Genomic DNA, 24,891 nt, shown 5'->3' on the forward strand with positions numbered 1-24,891 from the left:
GCGCGATGACGTCCGAGCAGGTCAAGCTGGCTGTGGCGGCCAAGTTCCTCGAAGCGCTGGCGAAGAAGGACGGGTCGCTCCTGCCTCCGGTTACGAGGTGACCTTCACGCCGCTGCACGTCCTCGACGAGCACCTGGCCACGGTCTGCACCCTCCAGGACGGCAAGGTCGCGGCGATCGAGACCTACCTGTCCGACGTCGACGGTATGAACGCGTTCTTCGCCGACCTGCCCTGACGCGGCGAGGAGTTATCGAGTTATGTGTTAACTCCGGGGGAATAATCTGGTAAGAAGCAGGGTGTGAGCGGCGACACCCCTGATCAGGCGACCCCCGGCGGGGTGGCCTGTGCCTAGGACCCGGCCGTCGGACGCCGCCGTCGAGCAGCGGCGCAAGGAGATCCTCGACCACGTCATCGAGCTGGGCGAGGTCCGCATCGACGACCTCACCGCCCGCTTCGGCGTCAGCCTGATGACGATGCACCGCGACCTCGACGACCTCGCCGAGCGCCGCCTCCTGCGCAAGCTCCGCGGCAAGGTCGAGGCGTACCCGGCGCTCACCATGGAGACCGCGAGCCGGTTCACGCTCCACGCGGGCGAGAAAGAGGCGCTGGCCGAGGCCGCGATCCGCCAGGTGGAGCCCGGCCAGACCGTGTTCGTCGACGACTCCACCACGCTGTTCCCCCTGGTCGAGCGGCTGGCGGAAGTGCCGGGCCTGACCGTGATCACCAACTCCCTGCACGCCGCGCGGCTGCTGGGCACGGGCGTCGAGGTGGTGCTCGCCGGCGGCCGTTACGACGCCGAGTACGACTCCTGCTCCGGCCCGGACGTGCTGGCCCTGCTCGACCGGACGCGCGCGGACGTCGCGTTTGTCTCCGTCAGCGCCGTCGCCGTCGGCCGCCTGTTCCACCCCGTGCGGGACTACGCCGAGCTCAAGAAGGCCGTGCTGCGCGCCGCGAACCGCAACGTGCTGGTGCTGGACCACTCGAAGTTCGGCCGCACCGCCACGTACGCGCACGGCTCCGTCGGCGACTACGACCTGCTGGTGACCAGCGAGATCACGCCGACCGAGGAGATCGAGGCCGCGCTGAACGAGGGCACGGCCGTGGAGACCGTCGAACACGTCGAGGAGGGGCAGCCCTATGACAGCTGAGCTGGTGGCCGGGGTCGATTCGTCGACCCAGTCGTCGAAGGTGGTGGTCTGCGACGCGCGCACGGGTGAGGTCGTGCGCACCGGTCGCGCGCCGCACCCGGACGGCACCGAGGTGGACCCCGCCGAGTGGTGGACGGCGTTCGGGGAAGCCGCCAAGGACGTGCTCGACGGCGTCAAGGCCATCGGCATCGGCGGTCAGCAGCACGGTCTGGTCACCCTCGACGAGGCGGGTGAGGTCGTCCGCCCCGCGTTGCTGTGGAACGACACCCGCTCGGCGCAGGCCGCGAAGGACCTGACCGACGAGCTGGGCGGGCCCGGCGTCTGGGCCAAGTCCGTCGGGTCCGTGCCGGTCGCGAGCTTCACCGTCACCAAACTGCGCTGGCTCGCCGAGCACGAGCCGGAGAACGCCGACCGCGTGGCACGGGTGCTGCTGCCGCACGACTGGCTGACCTGGCGGCTGCTCGGCCGGCCCGAGACGGCCGTGACCGATCGCGGCGACGCGTCCGGCACCGGTTACTTCTCACCGACGGAGGACACCTACCGCCTCGACGTGCTGGCCCACGCTTTCGGCGGCCGCACGCCTGAGCTGCCCACGGTGCTGGGCCCGGCCGAGGTCGCCGGGCACACGGAGAACGGCGTGCTCGTGTCCGCGGGCACCGGCGACAACATGGCCGCCGCCCTCGCGCTGGAACTGGCGCCGGGCGACGCGGTGGTCTCGATCGGCACCAGCGGAACCGTGTTCGGCGTGGCGGAGCAGGGCTCGGCCGACGCGAGCGGCCTGGTCGCCGGGTTCGCCGACGCGACCGGCCGGTTCCTCCCGCTCACCGCGGCGCTGAACGCCGCCCGCGTGCTCACCGCGGGCGCCGCGATGCTGGGCGTCGGACTGGCCGAGTTCGACCGCCTCGCGCTGGCCGCCGAGCCGGGCGCGGGCGGGCTCACGCTGCTGCCGTACCTCGACGGCGAGCGGACGCCGAACCTGCCGGGCGCCACCGGCTCACTGCACGGCCTGACCAGGTCGAACATGAGCCCCGAGAACCTGGCCCGCGCGTCCGTCGAAGGCATGCTGTGCGGCCTGGCCGCCGGCCTCGACGCCGTCCGCGCGCAGGGCATGGAAGTGCGGCGCGTGCTGCTCATCGGCGGCGGCGCGCAGTCCGCGGCGGTGCGGGCCGTGGCGCCGATCGTGTTCGGCGTGCCCGTGGTGATCCCCGAGGTCGGCGAGTACGTCGCCCTCGGCGCCGCGCGGCAGGCCGCCTGGGCGCTGGCCGGCACCGCCGAGCCGCCCGCCTGGGCGGGACAGGGACCTGGAAACCGGCTCGAGCTGGACGAGCCGACCGGGGCGCAGTGCGCCACGGGCCACGAGATCCAGCAACGCCACCTCGAGGCACGCGAAGCCGCGCACGGGGTTCCCGCGAAATTCGGAGAGGACTGACCGATGGCCACCATCACCTACGACAAGGCGTCCCGGCGCTACGCCGGGACCGACCGGCCCGCCGTCGACGCGCTCGAACTGGAGATCGCCGACGGCGAGTTCCTGGTGCTCGTCGGCCCGTCCGGCTCCGGCAAGTCGACGGCGCTGCGCATGCTCGCGGGCCTCGAGGACATCGACGACGGCGCCGTCTGGATCGGTGACCGCGACGTCACCCAGCTGCCGCCGCGCTCGCGCGACATCGCGATGGTCTTCCAGAACTACGCGCTGTACCCGCACATGACCGTGGCGCAGAACATGGGCTTCGCGCTGAAGATCGCGGGCCGCCCGGCGTCGGAGATCAAGCAGAAGGTGCTCGACGCGGCGAAACTGCTCGACATCGAGGACTACCTCGACCGCAAGCCGAAGGCGCTCTCGGGCGGCCAGCGCCAGCGCGTCGCGATGGGCCGCGCGATCGTGCGCGAGCCGCAGGTGTTCCTGATGGACGAGCCGCTGTCCAACCTGGACGCCAAGCTGCGGGTGTCCACGCGTACGCAGATCGCCGCGCTGCAGCGCCGCCTCGGCGTCACCACCGTGTACGTCACCCACGACCAGGTCGAGGCCATGACGATGGGCGACCGCGTCGCGGTGCTGTCCGACGGCCTGCTGCAGCAGTGCGACACCCCGCGCGCGCTGTACGACCACCCGGCGAACGTGTTCGTCGCGGGCTTCATCGGCTCGCCGGCCATGAACCTGGCCACGGCGAAGCTGACCGCGGACGGCGCCGAGGTCGGCGGCGCGAGCGTGCCGCTCAGCCGCGAGATCATCAGCGCGGCCGACGGCGACACGATCACGCTGGGCTTCCGCCCGGAGTCGCTCGAGGTGACCACGGACACCGACGGCACGCTGCCGATGAAGGTCGAGCTGGTCGAGGAGCTGGGCTCGGACGCCTACGTCTACGGCAAGCTGGCCGGTGAGGACGCGGCGGGAACGCAGTCCAACGTCGTCGCGCGGGTGGACCCCCGCACCCCGCCGAAGATGGGCGACACCCTGCACCTGCGGATCCGTCCCGATGAGCTGCATGTGTTCTCCGGCACCACCGGGCTGCGGCTCCCTTGACGCCGTGACGTGGGAAACTGGTGGTCGTTGGCAATCTGACCAAAAGTAGGCGGAGCAGTGGTGACCTTGTTGTGCATAGCCGATTCCGCCGTGGCTGTGGTCAGATTGCCAACCGGCGGCGCAGCATGACTGCCAGTTTCCTGCGGGCCGAGGTCATGATCGACCTCGACGCCCTGCGCCACAACGTGACCCTGCTGGCCGAACGCGCGTCCGGCGCCGAAGTGATGGCCGTGGTCAAGGCCGACGCGTACGGCCATGGCGCGCTGCCCGTCGCGCGCGCCGCGGTCGAGGCCGGGGCCACCTGGCTGGGCACCTGCTCGCTGGGTGAGGCCCTGGACCTGCGCCACGGCGGCGTCACCACCCGGCTGCTGAGCTGGCTCGACGTGCCGACGGCCGATTTCGCGCCCGGCGTCGAGGCGGACGTCGACCTCGCGGCCAGCTCCGTCGACGAGCTCCGCCGTATCGCGGCCGCCGCCGGGCAGGCCGGCAAGCAGGCGCGGGTGCACCTCAAGATCGACACCGGGCTGTCCCGCAACGGCTGCCCGCCCGACGCGTGGCCGGAGCTGGTCGAGGCCGCGGCCGCCGAGCCGCGGGTCGACGTCGTCGCCATCTGGTCGCACCTGGCCTGCGCGGACGAGCCGGGCCACCCGTCCGTCGATGCGCAGGCGAAGCGCTTCTCGGAGGCGTACGACATCGCCCGCGCCGCCGGGCTGGAGCCGCTGCGCCACCTGGCCAACTCCGCCGCCGTGCTGACCCGGCCGGACCTGCACTTCGACCTGGTGCGCCCCGGCATCGCGATGTACGGGCTGAACCCCGTGCCGCAGCCCGAGGACCTGCGCCCGGTGATGACGTTCCGCTCCGCCGTGGCGCTGACGAAACGGCTGCCCGCCGGCGAGTCCGTCTCTTATGGACACACGTGGACCGCCGAGCGCGACACCACCTTGGCGCTGGTACCGGTCGGGTACGCCGACGGGGTGCCGCGGTCGCTGTCCGGCCGGATGGACGTGTGGCTGGGCGGGCGACGTCGTCCGGTGGCCGGGCGCGTGTGCATGGACCAGCTGGTGGTCGACTGCGGCGACGACGCGCCCGCGGTCGGCGACGAGGTCGTGCTCTTCGGATCGGGCACGGCGGGGGCGCCCACCGCGCGCGAGTGGGCCGACAAGCTGGGCACCATCGACTACGAGATCGTGACCTCGATGTACCGGCCGCGGGTGCGCCGCCGGTATCTGGGAGCTCCGGCGTGACACCTTCACGGAGACTGTGGGCCATCGTCGGCGGTGTCGGCGCCGTGGCGACCGGCACCGCGGCCGCGGCGCTCGTCGCCGCGCAGCAGCGCAGGCACAGTGAGGACCCGTACGTGGACGAGCGGCTCGGCGAGCTGAAGCCCGATCGGACCTCGACCGTCGCGGCCGACGACGGCACGCCGTTGTCGGTCGAGGAGATCGACCCGGAAGACGGCGGGACGCCGGAGCTGACGGTGGTCGGCGTGCACGGTTTCGCGCTGTCCCGCCGTTCCTGGCACTTCCAGCGCCGGGACCTGGCGACGTTGCGGCTGCCGCGTGTGCGGCAGGTGTACTACGACCACCGTGGCCACGGCCTGTCCGGTCAGGCGTCGGCGGAGACGAGCACCATCGAGCAGCTGGCGCACGACCTCGACAGCGTGCTGCGGGCGCTCGTGCCCGAGGGGCCGATTGTCCTCATCGGACACTCCATGGGCGGCATGGTGATCATGGAGCTGGCCGCGGAGCACCCGGAGCTGTTCGAGGACCGCGTGTGCGGCGTCGCGTTCATCGCCACGGCGGCAGGCGAAGTGGGCTCGCGCGGGCTGCCCCGGCCGTTGCTGTCGAAGTACAACCCGCTGACACGCGGTGTCGGCAACCTGGCCGGCTGGCAGCCGGGGCTGGTGGAGTTCGTGCGCGCCGCGGGCGGCCAGCTCACGCGCCAGGCCGTGCGGCGGCTGGCGTTCGGCAGCCGCGAAGTCTCGCCGCGGCTGGTCGACTTCATGCTGCAGATGCTGGACCTGACGCCGGTGCGCGGGCTGGTGAACTTCGTCGACACCCTCGGCAGCCACAACCGCTACGCCGCGCTGGCCGGCCTGAAGCACGCCGAGGTGCTGGTGATCGGCGGCGACTCCGACCGGTTCACGCCGTTCGCGCACGCCGAGCGCATCGCCGCCGAACTGCCCGAAGCGGAGCTGGTGCGGGTGCGCGGCGCCGGGCACATGGTGCTGCTGGAACAGCCCGAGCTGGTCACCAGCCATCTGATCGACCTGCTGCAGCGTTGTTTCGGCAGCGCGGCCCCGAACCGGCGGAACTGGTGGTGGAAACGGTGACCTTCCTGCTCGCGACCCCCGACGACACGATGGCGTTCGGCCGGGCGCTGGGCGCGTCGCTGCGCGCGGGCGACCTGGTGCTGCTGGCCGGCCCGCTCGGCGCGGGCAAGACGACGCTGACCCGCGGCATCGCGGACGGCCTCGGCGTCGGCGGGCGGATCAGCTCGCCGACGTTCGTGCTGGCCCGCGTCCACCCGGCCGGCCCGCTCGGGGTGCCCCTGATCCACGTCGACGCCTACCGGCTGGGCGGCGACCTCTCCCAGCTCGACGACCTCGACCTGGACACGGACCTGGAGCGTTCCGCCGTCGTCGTCGAATGGGGCGAGGGCACGGCGGACCGCCTGTCGGCCGACTACCTGGTCGTCCGCCTCGACCGCCGTGACGACGACGTGCGTTGGGTGGAGCTGGAGCCGCACGGCACCTGGGCGTCACGCAGACTCGTGAGTGTTTAGGACGGTTAGAACCGTCATAAACACTCACGAGCCCTTTTGCCACACCCGGCCGGGGTGCCGTCGAACAGCGCGGCCTCACGGAAGTACTCGGCCGCGTTGAGCACGTTGTAGAACCAGCGGAACGGGTAGGCGAACCTGTCCACCCACGGCGCCATCGGTTCGCCCGTCGAAAGGCGGCGGAACAGCTTGCGCTGCAACAGGTATTCCTCACCGGAGCGACGGGCCGCGCGCGTCGCGTCCGTGCCTCCGGTCGCGATGTCGTAGGCGAGCAGGCCTTTGAGCGCGTTCAGTGTCGAGTGGACAGACGAACGGGTTGAGCCCTCGACCCATTCACAGTTCCAGCCGCCGTCGGGCAGCCGGTGCTCGACGAACCAGTCGACGATGCCGGTGACGTCGGCGCCGAGCCACAGGCCGTTCAGCACCGTCCAGGCGTTGATGCAGCAGTCGACCTCGCCGCCCCAGTACGGCAGGTTGTCGTACTCCCAGCGGCTGTTTTCCGCGAGCAGCTCGGCCGTGCGGCGCGCCCGCAGGATCGCGGGGTCGAGGCCCCACTCCCGCGGGGAGTTGAGCGACCAGGTCGTCGCCGTCCACGGCTGCCCGTCCTCGCCACCGCGGAAGCCCGCCGGGAAAAACGCGCCGCCTGCCCACTGGCCGTCCGGGTCCTGGAGCGCGAGCAGGCGCGCGCCGAAGCCCTCGGTCGCGACTCTCGCCCGCGTCGCCTCCCATACCTCGGGCGGCTCGTGCTGGAGATCGCGCTCGACCTGCCAGCGCAGCGCCGGATCCGAGTCGAGGAGCCACGCGGTCACGGTGCGGCGGGCCGGACGATGCCGTTCGCGATGCCCAGCTCCACCAGGTCCCGCGGGCGCAGCCGCAGCCGGTCGGCGATCTCCGGGATCTCCGTCATCGGCCGTTTCAGGATCGCGGCGGCCGCTTCCGGTGACGTGACGGAGAAGTACGCGTCCGGCGCCACCCAGGTCGAGCCCGGGGCCGCGAAGGCCATCGCGCCACCCGAGCCGCCCTCGCCGATGACCAGCGTGGTGACGGGGACTTCGGCGGTCGCGATCGCCTCGAACAGCTCCGCGATGGCCGCGCCGGCACCGGCCTGCTCGGCGTCCGCGTCGTTGGCCGCGCCCGGGGTGTCGACGAGCGTCAGCACCGGGATGCCCAGCCGCGACGCCAGCCGCACGAGACGGGCCGCCGTGCGGAAGCCCGCCGGGCGCGTCGGGGTGCCGCACTGGGCCGCGTACGCGACCGCGCGGCCGTTTCGCCGCCCGAAGCCGCATAGGACGCCTTCGTCGACACCGCCGGTGCGGTCGCCGTTGATCGTTTCGCGCCAGTCGAAGTAGCTGTCGAGGTACTCCGCGGCGCGGGCGTGTGAAGACGCGCGCGCGGCGCGTACGGCGTCCCAGCCCGACTCCTCCGGCTCCACCGCGCGCAGTGCCGCAGGCGGCGAGACGGCCTCGGTCGAGCGGGCCGTCAGCAGGAACAGCCATCGCGCCAGTACGTCGGCGAGGTCCTCGGGCTCCACCAGCTGGTCGACCTGGCCCCACTCGTACTTGGCCTCGGCCGTGTACGCCTCCGAAGGCGACGTCGCCGGCCGCACCCGCGAGCCCGCGAAGCCGACCTGCGCCTCCGGCAGCCCGAGCACAACGTCGGCGCTCGCGCCGAGCGTCGCCCAGCCGCCGCCGGTCGTCGGGTCGCGCAGCACGGAGATCTGCGCGACGCCGTCCTTCCGCGCCGCCGCCGAAGCCCGTGCGATCCGTTGCAGCTGCGAGAGCGCGCGCATGCCGTGCTGCATCCGGCTGCCGCCCGTCGCGATCAGCGACACCACGGGCAGCTTCAGCTCGCGTGCCTTCGCGAACGCGGCCTCCACCCGGTCCCCGGTGCGCTGCCCGATCGAGCCGCCGAGGAAGCCGAACTCCCAGGTGATCAGCACCGTCTCGACGTCGCCGACCTTCGCCGTGCCGACGACCACCGACTCGGATTCGCCGCTGCGCTCGGCGGCCGCGGCCCGGGCCGCGCCGTAGCCGGGCCAGCCGATCGGGCCGTCCGGGCCGTCGGTGTCCACTGAGGATACTGCCAGCTCCTCGAAGCCGGTCGAGACCGCCGCGATCACCTCACGGGCCGGCGGCCTCATCCCAGCGCCCGCTTCATGACCTTGCCCATGTCGTTGCGCGGCAACGCTTCCAGGTACCGCACGACCCGTGGCCGCTTGTGCGGCGCCAGCAGTTTCGCGACGTGGCCGGCCAGCTCCTCGGCCGACGGCCGCTCGCCGTCCGGCACGACCCACGCGACGATCCGCTCGCCGAGGTCGTCGTCCGGCTCGCCGGTGACGGCCGCTTCGGCGACGCCGGGGTGCTCCAGCAGCGCGTTCTCGATCTCACCCGCGCCGATCTTGTACCCGCCGCTCTTGATCAGGTCGGTGGCCTTGCGGCCGACGATCTTCACGTACCCGTCGGCGTCGCGGGTCGCCATGTCGCCGGTGCGGAACCAGCCGCCGTCGAGCGCGGCGGCCGTGGCGTCCGGCCGGTTCAGGTACTCGGTGAACAGGTTGGGCCCGCGCACCTGGATCTCCCCGACCGTCTCGAGATCGGTGATCTCGGCCCCGGCGTCGTCGACCAGCCGCAGGTCGACGCCCGCCAGCGGCACGCCGACCGTGCCCGGCTTGCGCTCGCCGTCGGCGCGGACGCTGGTGTTCATCAGCGTCTCGGTCATCCCGTACCGCTCCACCACCTGCTGCCCGGTCGCCGCCGTGATCCGCTGGTGGTCGTGCACCGGCAGCGCCGCGGAGCCGGACACCAGCAGCCGGGCGCCGCGCAGGGCGGTCGACAAATCGCTGTCGGTCGCGACGGCCTCGGCGATCCGGTGGTACATCGTCGGGACGCCGAACATCATCGTGGCGCCGTTCGCCAGCTCGCGCGCGACGCCCTCGGTCGAGAACCGGCCGAGGTGGCGCACCGAGCCGCCGCGGCGCAGCGGGCCGAGGATGCCGAGGATCAGGCCGTGGACGTGGAACAGGGGGAGCGCGTGCACGAGGACGTCTTCGGCGCTCCACTCCCACGCGTCCTCCAACGCGTCGAGCGTTGAGGAGATCGCGCGCCGGGGGAGGACCACACCCTTGGGCGGGCCGGTGGTGCCGGAGGTGTAGACGATCAGGGCGGGCGCTTCGGGGTCCGGCTCGGCGGTGGGGACCGGGCCGTCGCCTTCGAGCGTGACGTCGAGGCGCGGCAGCCCGGCCAGCCCCGCAGGCAACTCGGCGCCGGGCTCGGCCAGCACCAGCGCGGGCTTGCTGTCGGCGAGGATGTGCGCCAGCTCGCGCTCGCCGATCTTCGGGTTCACCGGCACCGCGGGGACCCCCGCGAGCAGCGCGGCGACCACGGCGACGCTCGTGTGCAGCGTGGACGTGGCCCACACCGCCACCCGGTCGCCGGGCAGTTCACGGGCCAGCGCGCCGGCGACCGCGCCGAGCTGTGTGTAACTGAGGGCCAGCTCGCCGAAGCGCAAGGCCTCGGTGTCCGAACCGGTGGTGATCGCGGGGAACAGCGGATCGGGCACTTCGAGGACCTCCTGCGTCGCTTCGTCGACCGGCGCCTGGCTTCGCACGGTACCGCGCAATGACGCCTGCCACCTGCGACGCGGTTCACAGCGTCAGGGGGTAACCCGTTCGGCCCGGCAGTCATGCGCCCCGAGCCTGGTCGTAGGCTTGGACACCGTGTTAGTACTGGCGATCGACACCTCGACCCCGGCCGTCACCGCGGGCATCGTCGCCGTGGACCAGGCGGAGCTGACCACCCGCGGCGACCGCGTGACGGTCGACGCGCGTGCCCACGGCGAGCTCATCACGCCGCACGCCCTCGCCGCCGCCGAAGCGGCCGGCGTGACGCTGCGTGACCTCGACGCGATCGTCTGCGGCGTCGGCCCCGGCCCGTTCACCGGCCTGCGCGCGGGCATGGCGACGGCCGCGGCGCTGTCCCACGCGCTCGGCATCCCCGCGTACCCGGTGTGCAGCCTGGACGCGATCGCCGCCGGCGTCGTCAAGACCGAGAACCCGTTCCTCGTGCTCACGGACGCGCGCCGCCGCGAGGTCTACTGGGCCGCCTACGACGCCGCGGGCGCGCGGGTGGACGGGCCGAGCGTCCAGCGTCCGGCCGAGGTCGAGACCACCGTGCGCGTGGCCGCGGGCGACGGCGCGCTGCAATACGCCGAAGCCGTCGGCGTGACCCCGATCGAGCCGCGGTTCCCGTCGCCGGCCGGGCTGGTCGCGGCGGCGCGCGCGGCCCTGCTGTCCGGCGCGGAGCCGGAGCCGCTGACCCCGCTGTACCTGCGTCGCCCGGACGCCGTCGAGCCCACCGGCCGCAAGCGGGTGACCGCGCCGTGAAGCTCGACCAGCTGCGCCGCGGCGACGTCCGGAAGTGCGCGGAGATCGAGGAGATCCTCTTCCCCGGCGACGACCCGTGGAGCGCCCGCGCGTTCCACTCCGAGCTGGACCAGGGCCACTACTACCTCGCCGCGCGCTCGGACGACGGCACGGAGCTGCTCGGTTACGCGGGCCTCGCCGTAGTTGGCAGGCGCGGAGAGTACGAGGCAAGCGTGCACACCATCGGCGTCGTGCCGGAGGCGCAGGGCCAGGGCATCGGCAAGGCGCTGCTGCGCGCGTTGCTGGAGCGGGCCGACGAGCTGACGGCTCCGGTGTTCCTCGAGGTCCGCACGGACAACGCCACGGCCGTCGGCCTGTACGAGCGGCACGGTTTCCAGAAGCTCGGCGTCCGGAAGCGCTACTACCAGCCCTCCGGCGCCGACGCGTACACCATGGCCCGCCCCGCGCGGACCCCGGCGCGAGACGAGGTGGCCGGCTGATGTCGCGCATCATCATGGGGATCGAGAGCTCCTGCGACGAGACCGGCGTCGGCCTCGTCCGGCTGTCCGACAACGGTGCGGTCGAGCTGCTTGCCGACGAGGTCGCGTCGAGCGTCGAGCAGCACGCGCGCTTCGGCGGCGTGGTGCCGGAGGTCGCGAGCCGGGCGCACCTGGAGGCCATGGTGCCGACGGCCGAGCGGGCCTTCGCGACCGCGGGCCTGAAGCTGTCCGATGTGGACGCCATCGCCGTGACCGCGGGCCCTGGCCTCGCGGGCGCGCTGCTGGTGGGCGTCTCGGCGGCGAAGGCCTACGCGGCGGCGCTCGACGTGCCGCTGTACGGCGTGAACCACCTCGCCGGCCACATCGCGGTGGACACGCTGCAGCACGGGCCGTTGCCTTCGCCGGTGCTGGCGCTGCTCGTCTCGGGTGGGCACACGCAGCTGCTGCGCGTGGACGACATCGCGTCGAAGATCACCGAGCTGGGGTCCACTGTGGACGACGCGGCGGGGGAGGCGTACGACAAGGTCGCGCGGGTGCTGGGCCTGCCCTACCCCGGCGGCCCGCCGATCGACAAGGCCGCCCGCGAAGGCAACCCGTCCGCGATCGCGTTCCCGCGGGGCATGACCGGACCCCGGGACGCGAAGTTCGACTTCTCGTTCTCGGGCCTGAAGACGGCCGTCGCACGCTGGGTGGAGAAGGCCGAGCGGGGCGGCGCCGAGATCCCGGTGAACGACGTCGCGGCCTCGTTCCAGGAGGCGGTGGCCGACGTGCTGACCGCCAAGGCCATCCGCGCGGCGAAGGACCAGGGCATCGGCACGCTGGTGATCTCCGGCGGCGTCGCGGCGAACTCGCGGCTGTCCTCGCTGGCGGCGGAACGCTGCGCCGCCGCGGGCATCGAGCTGCGTGTGCCCCGCCCCCGCCTGTGCACGGACAACGGCGCGATGATCGCGGCGCTGGGCGCGCACGTCGTCGCGGCGGACCGGCCGGTGGCCTCGTTGGACTTCTCGGCCAACCCGGCGCTGCCGGTCGAAATCGTGTCGCTGTAGCCCCTTCCACGGCGTCCCACGCCGAGGCCCTGAAGGCCACCATGAGGGCATCTATGTCCCTCATGGTGGCCTTCAGGGCATCACCATCACCGGCTGCGGCCCCGAGTGCCTGCCTGCGTCGCCGAAACAAGCGTCAGTTCCGCGCCTGCTCCAGATCGGGCACGGCCTGCTCCGGCAGGCCGAGCAGCTCCTCGATCGCCGCGGTCGCCAGTTCGGCGGCTTTGCCGTCCCCGTAAGGGTTTCCGACCGGGGACGGGCGCAGGTCACCGCGCAGCAGACGGCCCGCGGTCGCCGTGATCAGGGCGGTGTCGGTGCCGACGAGCCACGCGCAGCCGGCCTCGATCGCCTCCGCGCGTTCGGTCACCTCGCGCAGCACCAGCACCGGGGTGCCGAACGTCGGGGCCTCCTCCTGGATGCCGCCGGAATCCGTCAGCACCAGCGACGCCAGCCGCAGCGCGCGGACCAGGTCCGGGTACTCCAGCGGCTCCGTGATGGTCACCCGCGGCCGGCCGCCCAGCGCGTCGACCACCTGCGCGCGCACGACCGGGTTCGGGTGCACCGGGAACAGCACCTGCACGTCCGGGTGCTCGGCGACGATCCGCCGGACCGCGGCCAGCGTCCGCCCCAGCGGCTCGCCCCACGACTCGCGCCGGTGCGACGTGACGAGCACCAGCCGTCCGCCGGTCTCGGCGATCTCCATCTCCAGCAGGGCCAGCCCCGGGTCGTGAGCAGGCAGGTCGCGGGCCGCGATGGCCAGCACCGCGTCGACGACGGTGTTGCCGGTCAGCGCGATCCGCCGGTCTTCGATGCCCTCCGCGCGCAGCGCCGCCACCGCGCCGCCGGTGGGCGCGAGGTGCAGCGACGCGATGCGCGACACCATCTGGCGCGTGCCCTCCTCGGGGAACGGCGCGGTGAGGTCGTGCGTGCGCAGTCCCGCTTCCAGGTGCACCACGGGAATCCCGAGCCAGAACGCGGCGAGCGCGCCGGCCAGCCCGGTGGTCGTGTCGCCCTGCACCACGATGGCGCCGGGGGAGAACCGCCGCAGCGCCGCGTCGAGCGCGGGCAGCAGCCCCGACACCAGCTCGGCCTGCGTGCCCGAGACGCGCGGCGGGATGTCCAGCCACGCGTCGACGCCGAGGCCGAACGGCACCAGCGCCTGCTCGACCATGCCCTGGTGCTGGCCGCTGTGCACGAGCAGCGGCCGCAGCCCCGGACGCTGCCCGAGGGCCAGCGTCAGCGGGGCGAGTTTGACGGCTTCCGGCCGGGTGCCGGCCAGCAACATCACGTCCACAGGTTCCACACTTTCGAGTGTCCCGGAAGACCCGGGCTGCCGGCGCGCTCACCGGCAGCCCGGGTCTTCAGCCTCGCGCCCGGGCGAGGCGCCGATTACGGCGGTGGGCGGCGATCACCGCGACGGTCCCGAGGACCACCAGCAGCACACCGACCGCCAGCCACCAGCCGATGTCGGCACCGGTGGAAGCGAGGGTCCCCACGCTGCCACCGGCGACGCCGACACCCGCTCCTGGCATCTTGTACATCGGATCACCCCGTACCGGTCAGGCGCCCGCGGCGGAGCGACGGCGGGAGAAGCGCAGGCCCACCGGGACCGCGATGGCCCCGAGCACGCCGAGGCCCACCCACAGGCCGGCTCCGGACGCGAGCGGCATCGGCGGAGCGGCCGGGCCGCAGGTCGCCGACGAAACGATCACGTCGCCCGAGCCGAGCGCGCTGACCACCCCGCCGAGCAGCTTCAGGTGCAGGGCGTTGACCGTGAGGCTGCCATCCGGGTTCTTGATCTGCTCGTTGAGGATCAGCGTGGCCACGTTGACCGGCCCGAGCGCCACCTTGACCTGCGTGTTCGGCGCCGGGTTGGCGTCCACTGTGCCCACACTGCCGAGCTTCGCGTCGGCCAGCGTGCTGCTGCCCTTCACACCCTCCTGGGTCGCGGTGCAGACCGCTTCGATCGCCTTGACGCTCACGGCGCCGAGAGCCGCCTTGAGCACCGGCAGCCCGACGTCGGCGGTGCTCGCCTTCGCCGTGACCGCGCCGGAGTTGTCGTCGCGGACGGCAGAGCTGGTGATGACCCCCGCTGTGAGGATCCCGGCGGCGTTGGCGCTCACCACGCTGGCGCTGGTCGGCCCGTTGGTGTTGGACGCGGCCAGCGGCCCGACCTTGACCGCGGACTGCCCGAGCAGTTGGACGTCGACGCTGACGCCGTACGCGGAGCCGTCGCCGGGCGCCGCCGAGGCCGGAGCCGCTCCGGCGAGGGCGACGCACGCCACCACAGCGGCGAGCATTCCGCCCCGTCGCACGAGGTGTCTTTTCACTGGTCCTCCGATTTTTGTCAGAGCGAGCCGCTGCACGGACGAATCCCGCTGATCAAAGAGTCGGCACGCGAGTCGGATATCGGCGATGGCGGCCGAAATGGCACACAATTCTCGGGACCTCACCGGATCGAGTGGTTTCATCGAGGCCTTTCCCAGGTCGAGTGAGCACTCACCTGAACGGCCTAGCAAGTTTCTCGCCGAGGGTGCCGAAAGGCGTTTTCAGGAGTTCCCCGAAAGGGGGACCCGCCGGGATTCCGGGGCAAGGTGGCTTACGCTGACGCCCGGGGTCTGCTCGTTCAACGTCGCTTCCGGCTGAGAGGGTCGTCGTGGCAGTAGTGAACACACCTGTACCTGGTGGCGCCCGGTTTCCCCTGCGTGTGGCGGTGCTGGGGGTGGTGGCCGCCGGCGTGGGCCTCGTGCTGATCGAGCGGCTCTACCGGGAGTTCGAGGTGCAGCTGGCCGGGGCGATACTCAGGGTCATCACCTCTTCGGGTGTTTATGTGGCGGGTAATCGTGAATCCGTTTACTTCGGGTTGACCGGCGCTACTCCATTCGGGTTAAGAATGACTCCGGAATGTTCGTCGGTATTCCTGCTCCTGCCGCTCCTGCTCGTCACTGCGGTGATGCTCTACTTCCGGCCGGGAAATGCGCGAAGGCTGTTCTTCTCGTTGGGAATATCCGCGATAGCCGTCATCTTGGTGAATCAGTTGCGTATTCTCACCATCGTCGGGCTCGTCAACGGGCTGGGCACGGACGAGGGCTACTACTGGGGCCACACCCTGCTCGGCTCCATGGTCAGCGTGTTCGGCGGCGCGGTGTCGCTGGTGCTGTTCGTGTGGCTCGCCACTCGCAGGACCAAGGCCGAGAAGAGCGCCGCGAAGGCCGCCGCGTGAGCGGGAACGGGCTGAAGATCCTGCTCTCGATCACGCAGGCGTTCGCGCTGACGATGAGTGTCGCGTTCATCGTGTACGTCGTGGTGATCGTGGTCCCGTACCTGCGCCGCAAGCCCGCGCCGGTGGGCGATCCGGACGACTTCGAGTGGCACTTCTTCGTGCCGTGCCGCGACGAGCAGGCGGTGATCGGCGAGACCGTGCGCTACCTGCGCGCCACCTTCCGCCGCGCGCACGTCTGGGTCGTCGACGACGACTCCGAGGACCGCACCGCCCGCGTCGTGCGCGCGCTCTGGCGGCGCAACGGCGGCTACGACCAGAACCTGCACCTGGTCGCGCGCACGCGGCCGGAAGCCCGCACGGGCAAGGGCGACGCGCTGAACGCCGCGTACCGTGCTCTCAACGAGTGGCTGGGCTCGAAGAAGCCGCGTGCCCTCGACGAGTGGCTGGACCCAGGAAAGCCCCGCGCGGACGTGGTCGTCGTGGTGGTGGACGCCGACGGCAGGCCGGCCCCGAACTGCCTCGAGGTTTGCGCGGCCGGTCACCTGTTCGGCGACGAGCAGATCGGCGCCGTGCAGCTCGACGTGCGGATGAGCAACGTCCGCACGCGCCCGCCGGGCCGCACCTGGTTGTCCCGTGCGTTCGGCCTGAAGCTGGCGCAGCTGCAGGACCTGGAGTTCCGCACGGCGATCGCGGCGATCCAGACCTCCCGCGGCTTCACCGGCACGATCTCGATGGGCGGCAACGGCCAGTTCACCCGCCTGGCCGCGCTGGACTCCATCGCGGGCGACGAGCGGCAGCCGTGGCGCGGCTCGCTGTTGGAGGACTTCGAGCTCGGCGTGCACCTGCTCACCGCGGGCTGGCGCACCGGCTTCACGCCGGATTCCCATGTGGCGCAGGAAGGTCTGTACAGCCTGCGGCGGTTCCTGGTGCAGCGCACGCGCTGGGGCCAGGGCACTATGCAGTGCTCCCGCTACCTGCGCCGGATCTGGGACTCGCCGCACGTGTCCACGCTGGGCGCCGCGGAGATGATGTACTACCTGGCGCAGCCGTGGATGCAGCTGCTCGGCTCCCTGCTCTACCCGGTGCCGTTCATCCTGCTGCTGGTCGGCACGGCCGGCGACCCGGGCCAGGTCTGGGCCTGGTTCAGCGGCGGCGCCTGGATCCTGTTTGTCATCTACGGCTCGTTCGGCCTGCTGCCGTTCATCGTCTGGGGTCCGATCTACCAGCTGAAGTGCTTGCGCAGCAAGAACATCTTCCGCGGCATCGGCATGGGCCTGCTCTACGCGGCGTACATCTACACGTTCTACATCACGTCGTGGCGTGCGCTCCTGCGCCTGGTGCGCGGCCGCAACGGCTGGGCCAAGACCCGCCGCAACACCGAGACCACAGCGGGCGTGAAGGTCGCCTTGGACAGCTGACTCGTGAGTGCCTATGACGGTTAGAACCGTCATAGGCACTCACGAGGGTCAGAACGCCGGCAGCAACAGCACGTCGTCGAGGTTGACGTACTCGATGCGGTGGCCGAACTGGATCTCGACGTACTTCGTCTTGCCCTTCACGACTACGTGCTCGGCCGGGTCGAACGTGGTGGCCGAGTAGTACTCGGAGCCCACCACGCCGCCGACGGAGTACTTCTGCCCCGCCGCCAGCGTGTACGGCATCGGCGCGAGCGCCTGCACCGGCACGTTCGCCGGGTAGGCCGAGGCCTCCGGGAACGCGCGGCCGTAGACCGGGATCGTGGCGCGGCCGGGCCTCGGCGTGGCGACCAGGCCCACGGCGGGCACGGCGGCTCTGGCGCCCGGCGCGTTGCGGAACCAGCCCTTCTGGCCGAGGTACCAGATCGCGGTCCAGTCGCCCTGGACGCCCGCCACCGCGTACTTCTGCCCGGTCGCGACCCGGCTCCCGATGTCCGCGACGTCCATTGTGGACGGACTGCCGTCCGGGTGCAGGCCGGGGTCGGCGAGCAGCGGCGCGGTGTCACTCGGCGCCGTGTGCAGCACAACGGCCTCGGATCCGCGAGGCGCGCACGCCGTGCCGGAGCCGAGCTTGTCGCAGCCGGTGAAGACGGGCTGGTTCTTGGCGAACGACGGGTCGATGGTGACCAGCGAGGAGTTCGGCCGTCCGGCGGTCTGGAACGGCGCGCCGAGCAGGTCGAAGTAGTGCGACCAGTCCCAGTAGGGGCCCGGGTCCCAGTGCATGCCGGGGATGGTGGCCGGCGTGGTGCCCGGGACGTTGTCGTGGCCGATGATGTGCGCGCGGTCCAGCGGGATGTCGTAGCGCTTCGCGAGGTAGCCGACGAGCTTCGCCGAAGCGCGGTACATCGCCTCGGTGTACCAGGTGCCCTTCGCGGCGAAGCCCTCGTGCTCGACGCCGAGCGACTTCGAGTTGATGTACCAGTTGCCCGCGTGCCAGCCGACGTCCTTCGTCGGCACGTGCTGGGCGATCAGGCCGTCGGCGGAGCGCACGGTGTAGTGCCACGCGAGGTAGGTCGGGTCCTGCACCAGCTTCAGCGCGTCGTCCCAGTAGCCCTCGGTGTCGTGGATGACGATGTAGTCGATCTTCTGGCTCTGCGGCCGGTTCGCCTTGTCGTAGTTGCCGTAACTGCCGTTCGGCAGCTCCTGGTACGGCGCGGGCACCGACTCGCACGCGACGCGCTTCGGGCACTCCGTCGCGGCGGGCGCGTCGGCGCGCAGGCCGAGCCGGCTCGCCTGCGCGCGGTCCGGCGTGACGCCGGGCGCGGCGGCGAGGGTCAGCTGCTGGCCGTCGTCGGTGGTGCGGGACGCGCCGGTGGTGATGGTGTCGAAGACCTCATCGGCGAACGTCTGGGCGGCCGTGACGTCGTCGGACCCGCTGTAGCGCGCGACGGCGCCGTACCAGTCCTTCGCGTCCTGGCTGTGGATGCCGAGCTGACGCTGGTAGTCCGCGAGCAGCGCGGCGCCGCCCCGGACGTTCTGCGCCGGGTTCGCGCGCAGGGTGGCGGCGTCGGTGTGCAGCAGCGAGGCCGCGGTGTCGACGGTCTGCAGGGTCGGCGGCGGCGCGGCCGGTTCACTCGCCTTCGGCCGCAGCGCCGGGCGGGCGGTGTCCCCGCGCGGGTCCTCGGTGCCCTGGTCGAACTCGGTGCCGGCGACGCCAGCCGTCCGCAGATCGGTCAGGTGCATCGGGCCGTAGCCGGCGGCGGTGCTGGGCGTGCCCGCGTTGTAGTCCCAGCGTGACTCCATGTAGGACACGCCGAGCAGCACGTCGAGCGGCACGCCGAACTCACTCGCGGCGGCCGCGAAGTCCCGCTGCCGCTGCTGGCCGGCCGGCTGGGCCTGCGCGGGCGCCGCGGCGAACAGCCCGGCGCCCAGCGAGACGACGGCGGCCGCCACGGCCAGCCGCCGGGGAAGAGGAGGGAACGACATGGTGTGACCCCCAGGTGTCGGTGTCATTCAGGCAAGACCTAACCAGAAGCCGGGGCACCGAGTAAGGCCTGGTCCGGGTGTATCCGCAAGGTTTACGAGTGGTTTTCCGCGGCCCGGCCGGGGCGGTGATCCACTGGCGGCCGTCGCGGCCGCCCGCCGCCCGCGCGCGTGGCGGGCATACTGGGCGTACGGGCGCCCGCGAGCGGTTCGTTCTCCTCCCAGACGGACCCTCCTTGCGAAGCTGGCACTCCCGTGGCTAGAACGCTCACGAATTTTCGGTCACGTTAGGTTACTGGCTTCTTGGCTGGCCGAGGGCGACTTCCCTTGCGCCCCAAGTCAATCGGCGAGTTGCCGGAGAAATCGCGTCTGGCACTGTCTGTGATCGTTCCCGGGGAGCTGGTGGGGTCCACGGAACAGACGCGGAACAGGCATGGAACGCGGATGTGCCCCCGGACCTGGTGTTTTGTCCGAGGGCACATCCACCGTAGCGCGGCTAGCCGAGATCGTCTTCAAGGAACGTCTCGATCCTGCGATTGGCCGTGTCGCGGGTCCCGTGGACGAACTTCGCGTAGACCTTCGTCAGCATGTTCACTGTGTGTCCCGCTCGGTCCGCGATGTCGGGCAGTGACACCCCCGCCGCGATCCACGAGGACACGGCAGCGTGACGTAGGTCATACGGCCGACCGGCGAGCATCGACGTGACCAGACGCGGCGGCAGGCCCAGGAGACGCGCAAGTCGCCAGATGTCGGAGTAGGACGCGTTGCTCACCGGGCCGCCGTCCTTGGCCCAGAACAGCCGGCCATCCGGTCCGGTGCCGACGTCGTCAAGGTGATCCAGCAGCATCCGGACCAGCACCGGGGGGATCGGCACGGTTCGGGTGTGCTCCTCGGCGCGGTGCTTGAGCGATCGAACCTGGTACGTCAGCCCGTCGTCGCTGTACCGGGCCGCCGACGAGCCGAGCGAGTTGGGCAGCACGAACGCACCCCAGCCTTTCCGGGGCAGATCGCAGTGCGTGTCAGCCAGGAACCGCGCCTCCCCCGGTCGGACTCCGCCGTAGTACAGCGACGCGAAGAACGGCAACCACGATCGGTTCCTTCCACGCGGCCGGACGTAGGTCACCGACGTCAGCAGCTCCCGAGCTTGCAGCGGGTTGACGACGACGCCGGGGTCCACGGCCAGCACGTCACCGAACTTGACCAGCTTCACCCCGGAGAACGGGTTCTCCCCGAGGTAGGACTTGTCGACCGCGAACGCGAGCGCCTGGACGAGCGCGCTCTTCCGGGTGTCCACGGTGTTGGTCGCGGCCCGCTTGCCATCCAGGTTGGTCCGCAGCGCACGGCCCACCTCGGTCACGCTGTCCGACTCGCCGAGTTCCGCGACCTTCCGCGAATGCTGCTCAAGCCACGCGGCGAGCTCCCGGTCTTCCGAAGTCGGTTCCACGGCCGACTGCTCCGGCGGCAGCGCGAACGTGGTGAGGACTCGCCGCACGTGTGCGGGAGTCACGTCCGGCTGCTCGGTCAGAAACCCCTGGACCGCCACGGCGAGCCCATCGACGAGCCGACCACGAGACTTCGGCGCCATGTCCGGCCACACGTGGTCGAGGAATTCCCGCATGGCACGCAGCAGTGTCGGCGAGTGCTCCTCGCGGTACATCGACTCGGGAAGCCCGGTCTCGACGTCGAACGCTTCACCGCCGTTCATGGCCCGTTGCAGCTTGGCCAGCTCCGCCTTGGCGAGCGCCTTCGTCACGAACCACTGCGAGTGTTCCCGGCCGGCGGTGACCCACCGAACGCCGTACGGCCGACGTCGCTTCTTGCCCGTCTTCGGGTCCGGCGGCATGGTCTTGATGTCCCACAGCCGCACCTGATGCGTGGCCTTCATGCCGCCCGCTCCTGCCGCTCGACCAGCCACACATGGAGGTCGGCCAGCGGAAACCGGAGGTGGCCGTTGGGCAGCTTGATCGCCGGGGGAGCGTTGTTGATCTCCCGCCATTCGTACAAGGTGTCCCGGCTGATGCCGAGGAATTCGCACAGCTCCGGAGTGCTCAGCAGCGCGTCGAGCCTTGCCACGTTGTTGTTCTGGCCCATGTGATCCCCCTGCTCAGGCCGCTTGCCGAGTTGCCGAAGTTTCCGGACCACCGGGTGGTCCCTGGGCCGCGAGTAGCGCCCGGTCGTACTCGGCCCGCCAGGTGATCCGTTCGGAGATGGCGTGCATGATCAGGTGATCCCGGGGTGGTACGTGCTGGTCTCCTGGCTCGACCTTGCGCCAGACGAGCCGGGCCGGATCAGGCTGCGGCTTCTCGATGCCGATAGCCGCGAGCGCTTGCTGAACGAACGCCTGCCGGTCTGCCTTGTGATCGCCGAGCGTCTTGCCGGACCACTTGCGCGACACCAGCACCCGCCGGCCGGGCAGACCGAGGGTGGTCCGCCGATGAGCGCGGCCCTTGCAGTGCCCCGGGGTGGTCTTGGTGCTGGCGCCCTTGGGCTGGATGCCGTAGAGCAGCCAGACCGCGCACCGGGGAGAACAGGGTGTCACCGACAATTCGGCGTGCAGCCGTTCGTGGTGATCTTCCTGTCGCCTTGATTCGGCCGACACGACCTCACCCGTGGACTTGGTGAGGTACTTCGTCAGGTAGCCGATGTGCCGCCCAGCTTCCTCCGAACCGCCGAGGATGCCCTTGGAATGCACCTGCCGCCCGAAGGTGACGACGTGCGCCGGGTGCTCGACCTCGTCCACCGCGTCGTCCCAGGCGGTCAGCGGTTCGTGAGTGTCCGGGTCGACGAACGCCCTGCTGTCCGGGTTCCACCGCGGCATCCGGTCGACGTAAGCCACACGGTCATGGTTGGGCCACCACACTTGGTGGTAGGTGGCTCCGGTGACTTGGCGGACGACTTCGTGCGAGATGGCGCCGCGGATTGCCGTGTGCAGGTGTGGCGCTGCCCGCTTCTGCGGCTCGACCGTCGCGAAGTACTGCGCGTCCCAACCGACGACCCGGCGGAGGTTCTGCCACCACCGGTCGACGAGCGCGGAGAAGTGCACCGCGTCTCGGGCTGCCCGGCGGTAGTCGTACGTGGCCGGGTCGACCGGCGAGCCGTCTCCTCGGACTGGTCCGTAGCTGTCACAGGTCAGGGTGACGAACATCGACGGCCGGAACTTCCCCGCGTACTCGCGGCCCACCGTTGTCTTGGTGACCTTGCGCCGAGGCAGGTTCGGAGCGTCCTGCCGACGACGCGTCGACCGTTTCACCGCCTTCTTGGTTGGCAGGTCGGGGGAGGGGAGCCGCCCCCTCATCCCGAGTTGCCGAAGTTCCGCGTCGACCGTGCGGACCTCCTCGCGCAGATGCTCGGCTTCCCCCTGGTCCTCGTGCTCGACACAGTCCCGGTAGGCCGCCACGAGATCAGCACGGAAGGTCAGCAACTCCTTGTGGTCCTCGGTGGGAGCCTTGGAAGCGAGCTTGGGCTCTTCGTCGAGGTGCCACCCCTCCCGGCACTGGGCCTGTCGCAGTGCCTTTGCCTTGCGCGCGCACGGCAGGCAGACAGATTCCACTGTGGACCCGCACGGGACCGGGATGTACCGCAGTTCCCCGGTTTCGGTGTCGGCGACCTCCATAGTGAACGGCCGGACGCACACCCCGTGCTTCTCCGCCGTTGCCCGCACGATGTCCGATGCGAGCGGGTCACGGACCCGGGGTGAACCGGCAGACCTCCGGCCGGCCTCGGGAGCATTCATGACCGTCACGCCGCCACCTCCCCGGCAGAGTCGGCCCACCGGCGCATGATGAACAGCGGCACGTCCTGCTTTATCCCGACAGGCAGATCGGGGAACGTGTCCTCGGCGAACGGAACGCCGCCGTAGACCTTCACCAGGACCCCGCAAGGAGTCCGACCATAGATCGACAGGTGCACCGAGTCCCCGGGCTTCATTCGCTGGATGTGCGCGGTCACGGTGTCGAGGGTGTTGGCCCACGCCAGCAGCGCGCGGGATACCCCGGCCAGGTCGTCGGCATCGAGTTGCACCGTGATCGGATTGGTCCACTTCGTGATGTCGATCGACGACACCGGAGGCAGTACGTGCAGGTCGAGGTGATCGCGGATGGCGTCCAGGAAAATCATCACCGGGTTCATGCCGCCACCCCCGTACCACCGTGACGGGCGGACAGGTCGACGATGTGGGCGCCCCCGTTGGTGACGTAGGTTTCCAGCGCCTTGACCGTCTCATCCGGTACCCAGCCCGCGCGGACCCGCAACGGTTCCCGCACACCTTCACCCCACACGTACCCAGTCCCGGCAGCGGATTCGGGAATGCGGCTCGCCCACGCGCCCCGTTCGTACGCACCGTCGCCGAGCACCATGCCGACATGGGTCTTGGACGTGACCCGCAGGCACACCCGGCGGGGGAACAGCTCCCGGACCGGAACCGTGTCCTTCGTCGGTTCCTGCACATAGCCGCGCACGGTGAACCCCAGCGCCCGGCCTTGAGTGTTCAGGATCGCGATCTTCTCGACGATCTGTTCCCGGGTCTTGCGGTCGGTGTAGCGGGTGAGCGCGCCGATTTCGTCGAACTCCAGCAGTTCCAACGGCCACAGGGTCGAGATGGGTACCTCGCGCACCTTTCCCGCGAACTCCGCCTTGCGCCGCTCCAGCTCCGCCAACAGCTCGTCCAGCAGTGCGAGCACCTCCGCTCCTGTCACGGCGTACCGGGCGAAAATCCCACGCCCGTAAGCAAGTTCCATGCCCTTGGGGTCGATCCCGGACACTCGCACGACACCAGAGCGGATAGCCGGAGCTACCGAGATCAGCGGGCTCCACATGACCGAGTTCTTGCCCGCACCCGTGGCGCCGGCCACCAGGCAGTGAGCGCCAGGTCCGACCAGCGGCACCCGCCAGTCCTGCCCGTACTCCGTGCGTCCGGCGTACGCCTTGCGCAGATCCACGCCCGCACGGTCGACCGCGACGAGGTCCGGCAGCGGCAGACACGACACGGCCGAGGCCAGCAGATCACGACGCATGAAATCCAGCGACACCACGTTGGGTTCCAACTCTCGCACCTGGCACCGCGTGACCTTCCGCGCAGTAGCCAGCGTCCGCGCCGCCTCGTCGAAGTCCTCGGGTTTCTGGCCCGGCACCAGTTCCAACCGGACTTCATCCCAGGACGGCCCCGAGCGAACACCGAGAATCCGGGGAATCGCCACAGCAGCCCGCGTATTGGAACGCGAGACGGCCCGCCGCCGACGACCGACCAGGTTCACCGTCACTTCCAGCGGAAGCGTGCCGTCCGATACCGACAGACCACAGGCATGCAGCCAACCCGGGAGTTTCCTGCCGTAGGTGGCCCAGCGCAGCCACCACGATCGCAACCGGCGCCCCGCGTAGTACTCGAACGATGCCACGTCGATCAGTCGCCATGCGGTCAGGCTGACACCCAGCACGGCCGCGCCGATAACGAGCCACACCCATCCGATCCAGTACCACCACGCGCCCAGCGCCAACAGCGCGAGCGACGTCCGCCACCGCGTCGCGACCTGCTTTCCCCGCCACACAACGGCTTTCAGCAACCAGCAGATTGCCACGAAAACGAATGCTGCCGCCGCCAGCGCCTCAAGAATCGAGGCAAGCGCACGGCCGGCCTTGTGCAACACCCACACACCCAGGCCCCCAACCATCAGGGCCACGACCAGAAATCCGGCACTCATCGCTGACCACCCCGCACCGCGCGAGTGATGGTCAGGTCCAGTGGCAGCATCCCCCGGCAAGGAGAACACTTCGTCTCGCCAGGCAGCAACTTCGCGAACCGCTTGCATTCCGCGCAGCGCATCCGGGTGACCCCGGTTGACTGGCATTGGTTGTCATCATTTATTGTTGCCATTGTTCACCTCCAGTGAACAGGCGCAGAACCGGTGAAAGGTTGGTA

General features: G+C 70.9%; 24 protein-coding genes. 12 read left to right on the forward strand and 12 right to left on the reverse strand.

Features of this window, described 5'->3' with window-relative positions:
• The first annotated feature begins 97 nt into the window (after positions 1-97).
• The 7 genes from OG943_RS40860 (at position 98) to tsaE (ending at position 6,456) form a co-directional block, all read left to right on the forward strand.
• Positions 98-235 (forward strand): hypothetical protein, encoded by a 138-nt coding sequence (locus OG943_RS40860; RefSeq protein ID WP_328606237.1) that lies wholly within the window; start codon positions 98-100, stop codon positions 233-235.
• A gap of 109 nt (positions 236-344) precedes the next feature.
• A complete protein-coding gene (locus OG943_RS40865; RefSeq protein WP_328606238.1) occupies positions 345-1,148 on the forward strand; it encodes a DeoR/GlpR family DNA-binding transcription regulator in 804 nt (267 codons plus the stop codon).
• A complete protein-coding gene (gene xylB / locus OG943_RS40870) occupies positions 1,138-2,577 on the forward strand; it encodes a xylulokinase (RefSeq protein WP_328606239.1) in 1,440 nt (479 codons plus the stop codon). Before OG943_RS40865 ends, xylB begins: the two co-directional genes overlap by 11 nt.
• 3 nt (positions 2,578-2,580) lie before the next feature.
• The gene (locus OG943_RS40875) at positions 2,581-3,672 is read left to right on the forward strand and encodes an ABC transporter ATP-binding protein (protein WP_328606240.1); all 1,092 of its coding nucleotides are present in this window, start codon (positions 2,581-2,583) and stop codon (positions 3,670-3,672) included.
• A 125-nt stretch (positions 3,673-3,797) separates the two neighbouring features.
• On the forward strand, positions 3,798-4,916 hold the full coding sequence (gene alr / locus OG943_RS40880) for an alanine racemase (RefSeq protein WP_328606241.1): 1,119 nt from the start codon (positions 3,798-3,800) through the stop codon (positions 4,914-4,916).
• Positions 4,913-6,004, forward strand: coding sequence for an alpha/beta fold hydrolase (locus OG943_RS40885; RefSeq protein ID WP_328606242.1), 1,092 nt, complete (start codon positions 4,913-4,915; stop codon positions 6,002-6,004). Before alr ends, OG943_RS40885 begins: the two co-directional genes overlap by 4 nt.
• Positions 6,001-6,456 (forward strand): tRNA (adenosine(37)-N6)-threonylcarbamoyltransferase complex ATPase subunit type 1 TsaE, encoded by a 456-nt coding sequence (gene tsaE / locus OG943_RS40890; RefSeq protein ID WP_442874637.1) that lies wholly within the window; start codon positions 6,001-6,003, stop codon positions 6,454-6,456. Before OG943_RS40885 ends, tsaE begins: the two co-directional genes overlap by 4 nt.
• Positions 6,457-6,470: 14 nt before the next feature.
• On the opposite strand, the gene OG943_RS40895 is transcribed toward tsaE, so the two are convergent.
• From OG943_RS40895 to OG943_RS40905, 3 genes are read right to left on the reverse strand one after another with little or no spacing between them, the layout of a single operon-like run.
• Entirely contained in the window at positions 6,471-7,262 is a 792-nt protein-coding gene (locus OG943_RS40895; RefSeq protein WP_328606244.1) for a hypothetical protein, read from the reverse strand.
• Positions 7,259-8,593, reverse strand: a complete 1,335-nt coding sequence (locus OG943_RS40900) for a carboxyl transferase domain-containing protein (protein ID WP_328606245.1) — start codon at positions 8,591-8,593, stop codon at positions 7,259-7,261. The genes OG943_RS40895 and OG943_RS40900 overlap by 4 nt, the downstream gene beginning before the upstream one ends.
• Entirely contained in the window at positions 8,590-10,011 is a 1,422-nt protein-coding gene (locus OG943_RS40905; RefSeq protein WP_328612287.1) for an acyl-CoA synthetase, read from the reverse strand. Before OG943_RS40905 ends, OG943_RS40900 begins: the two co-directional genes overlap by 4 nt.
• Positions 10,012-10,168: 157 nt before the next feature.
• Here OG943_RS40905 and tsaB point away from each other — a divergent pair, with 157 nt between their 5' ends.
• From tsaB to tsaD, 3 genes are read left to right on the forward strand one after another with little or no spacing between them, the layout of a single operon-like run.
• Positions 10,169-10,834 (forward strand): tRNA (adenosine(37)-N6)-threonylcarbamoyltransferase complex dimerization subunit type 1 TsaB, encoded by a 666-nt coding sequence (gene tsaB, locus OG943_RS40910; protein ID WP_328606246.1) that lies wholly within the window; start codon positions 10,169-10,171, stop codon positions 10,832-10,834.
• On the forward strand, positions 10,831-11,313 hold the full coding sequence (gene rimI, locus OG943_RS40915; RefSeq protein ID WP_328606247.1) for a ribosomal protein S18-alanine N-acetyltransferase: 483 nt from the start codon (positions 10,831-10,833) through the stop codon (positions 11,311-11,313). The genes tsaB and rimI overlap by 4 nt, the downstream gene beginning before the upstream one ends.
• The gene (tsaD, locus tag OG943_RS40920) at positions 11,313-12,359 is read left to right on the forward strand and encodes a tRNA (adenosine(37)-N6)-threonylcarbamoyltransferase complex transferase subunit TsaD (RefSeq protein WP_328606248.1); all 1,047 of its coding nucleotides are present in this window, start codon (positions 11,313-11,315) and stop codon (positions 12,357-12,359) included. The genes rimI and tsaD overlap by 1 nt, the downstream gene beginning before the upstream one ends.
• 133 nt (positions 12,360-12,492) lie before the next feature.
• Here the strand turns inward: tsaD and wecB are convergent, their stop codons facing one another.
• The 3 genes from wecB to OG943_RS40935 all read right to left on the reverse strand — a co-directional run bounded on the left by wecB (position 12,493) and on the right by OG943_RS40935 (position 14,671).
• The gene (gene wecB, locus OG943_RS40925) at positions 12,493-13,650 is read right to left on the reverse strand and encodes a non-hydrolyzing UDP-N-acetylglucosamine 2-epimerase (RefSeq protein WP_328612288.1); all 1,158 of its coding nucleotides are present in this window, start codon (positions 13,648-13,650) and stop codon (positions 12,493-12,495) included.
• 67 nt (positions 13,651-13,717) lie between these two features.
• Entirely contained in the window at positions 13,718-13,897 is a 180-nt protein-coding gene (locus OG943_RS40930; RefSeq protein ID WP_328606249.1) for an LPXTG cell wall anchor domain-containing protein, read from the reverse strand.
• Positions 13,898-13,915: 18 nt separating this feature from the next.
• The gene (locus OG943_RS40935) at positions 13,916-14,671 is read right to left on the reverse strand and encodes a choice-of-anchor P family protein (protein ID WP_328606250.1); all 756 of its coding nucleotides are present in this window, start codon (positions 14,669-14,671) and stop codon (positions 13,916-13,918) included.
• 350 nt (positions 14,672-15,021) lie between these two features.
• Here OG943_RS40935 and xrtP point away from each other — a divergent pair, with 350 nt between their 5' ends.
• Both xrtP and OG943_RS40945 read left to right on the forward strand, forming a co-directional pair.
• Positions 15,022-15,579 carry an exosortase P gene (xrtP, locus tag OG943_RS40940; protein ID WP_442874838.1) on the forward strand — a complete coding sequence of 186 codons (558 nt, stop codon included), beginning with the start codon at positions 15,022-15,024 and terminating at the stop codon, positions 15,577-15,579.
• A gap of 53 nt (positions 15,580-15,632) precedes the next feature.
• Positions 15,633-16,997 (forward strand): glycosyltransferase, encoded by a 1,365-nt coding sequence (locus OG943_RS40945; protein WP_328612289.1) that lies wholly within the window; start codon positions 15,633-15,635, stop codon positions 16,995-16,997.
• A gap of 48 nt (positions 16,998-17,045) precedes the next feature.
• On the opposite strand, the gene OG943_RS40950 is transcribed toward OG943_RS40945, so the two are convergent.
• From OG943_RS40950 to OG943_RS40975, 6 genes are all read right to left on the reverse strand, one after another.
• Positions 17,046-18,980 (reverse strand): N-acetylmuramoyl-L-alanine amidase, encoded by a 1,935-nt coding sequence (locus OG943_RS40950; RefSeq protein WP_328606252.1) that lies wholly within the window; start codon positions 18,978-18,980, stop codon positions 17,046-17,048.
• 493 nt (positions 18,981-19,473) lie between these two features.
• Positions 19,474-20,862 carry a tyrosine-type recombinase/integrase gene (locus OG943_RS40955; RefSeq protein WP_328606253.1) on the reverse strand — a complete coding sequence of 463 codons (1,389 nt, stop codon included), beginning with the start codon at positions 20,860-20,862 and terminating at the stop codon, positions 19,474-19,476.
• Positions 20,859-21,068 carry a helix-turn-helix transcriptional regulator gene (locus OG943_RS40960; protein WP_328606254.1) on the reverse strand — a complete coding sequence of 70 codons (210 nt, stop codon included), beginning with the start codon at positions 21,066-21,068 and terminating at the stop codon, positions 20,859-20,861. Before OG943_RS40960 ends, OG943_RS40955 begins: the two co-directional genes overlap by 4 nt.
• 13 nt (positions 21,069-21,081) lie before the next feature.
• Entirely contained in the window at positions 21,082-22,710 is a 1,629-nt protein-coding gene (locus OG943_RS40965) for a replication initiator (protein ID WP_328612290.1), read from the reverse strand.
• Positions 22,711-22,715: 5 nt separating this feature from the next.
• The gene (locus OG943_RS40970; protein ID WP_328606255.1) at positions 22,716-23,105 is read right to left on the reverse strand and encodes a hypothetical protein; all 390 of its coding nucleotides are present in this window, start codon (positions 23,103-23,105) and stop codon (positions 22,716-22,718) included.
• Complete coding sequence (locus tag OG943_RS40975) at positions 23,102-24,673, reverse strand: FtsK/SpoIIIE domain-containing protein (protein WP_328606256.1); 1,572 nt, start codon at positions 24,671-24,673, stop codon at positions 23,102-23,104. The genes OG943_RS40970 and OG943_RS40975 overlap by 4 nt, the downstream gene beginning before the upstream one ends.
• Positions 24,674-24,891 lie beyond the last annotated feature (218 nt).

It is taken from the genome of Amycolatopsis sp. NBC_00345 (assembly GCF_036116635.1).
Classification (GTDB): Bacteria; Actinomycetota; Actinomycetes; order Mycobacteriales; family Pseudonocardiaceae; genus Amycolatopsis.

What these genes read in the sequence shown, in the direction of transcription:
- xylB (WP_328606239.1), top strand. Translation starts at nt 1,138, where the DNA reads ATGACAGCTGAGCTGGTGGCCGGGGTCGATTCGTCGACCCAGTCGTCG.
- OG943_RS40875 (WP_328606240.1), top strand. Translation starts at nt 2,581, where the DNA reads ATGGCCACCATCACCTACGACAAGGCGTCCCGGCGCTACGCCGGGACC.
- alr (WP_328606241.1), top strand. Translation starts at nt 3,798, where the DNA reads ATGACTGCCAGTTTCCTGCGGGCCGAGGTCATGATCGACCTCGACGCC.
- OG943_RS40900 (WP_328606245.1), bottom strand. Translation starts at nt 8,593, where the DNA reads ATGAGGCCGCCGGCCCGTGAGGTGATCGCGGCGGTCTCGACCGGCTTC.
- tsaD (WP_328606248.1), top strand. Translation starts at nt 11,313, where the DNA reads ATGTCGCGCATCATCATGGGGATCGAGAGCTCCTGCGACGAGACCGGC.
- OG943_RS40930 (WP_328606249.1), bottom strand. Translation starts at nt 13,897, where the DNA reads ATGTACAAGATGCCAGGAGCGGGTGTCGGCGTCGCCGGTGGCAGCGTG.
- OG943_RS40945 (WP_328612289.1), top strand. Translation starts at nt 15,633, where the DNA reads ATGAGTGTCGCGTTCATCGTGTACGTCGTGGTGATCGTGGTCCCGTAC.
- OG943_RS40950 (WP_328606252.1), bottom strand. Translation starts at nt 18,980, where the DNA reads ATGTCGTTCCCTCCTCTTCCCCGGCGGCTGGCCGTGGCGGCCGCCGTC.
- OG943_RS40955 (WP_328606253.1), bottom strand. Translation starts at nt 20,862, where the DNA reads ATGAAGGCCACGCATCAGGTGCGGCTGTGGGACATCAAGACCATGCCG.
- OG943_RS40960 (WP_328606254.1), bottom strand. Translation starts at nt 21,068, where the DNA reads ATGGGCCAGAACAACAACGTGGCAAGGCTCGACGCGCTGCTGAGCACT.
- OG943_RS40965 (WP_328612290.1), bottom strand. Translation starts at nt 22,710, where the DNA reads ATGAATGCTCCCGAGGCCGGCCGGAGGTCTGCCGGTTCACCCCGGGTC.
- OG943_RS40970 (WP_328606255.1), bottom strand. Translation starts at nt 23,105, where the DNA reads ATGAACCCGGTGATGATTTTCCTGGACGCCATCCGCGATCACCTCGAC.
- OG943_RS40975 (WP_328606256.1), bottom strand. Translation starts at nt 24,673, where the DNA reads ATGAGTGCCGGATTTCTGGTCGTGGCCCTGATGGTTGGGGGCCTGGGT.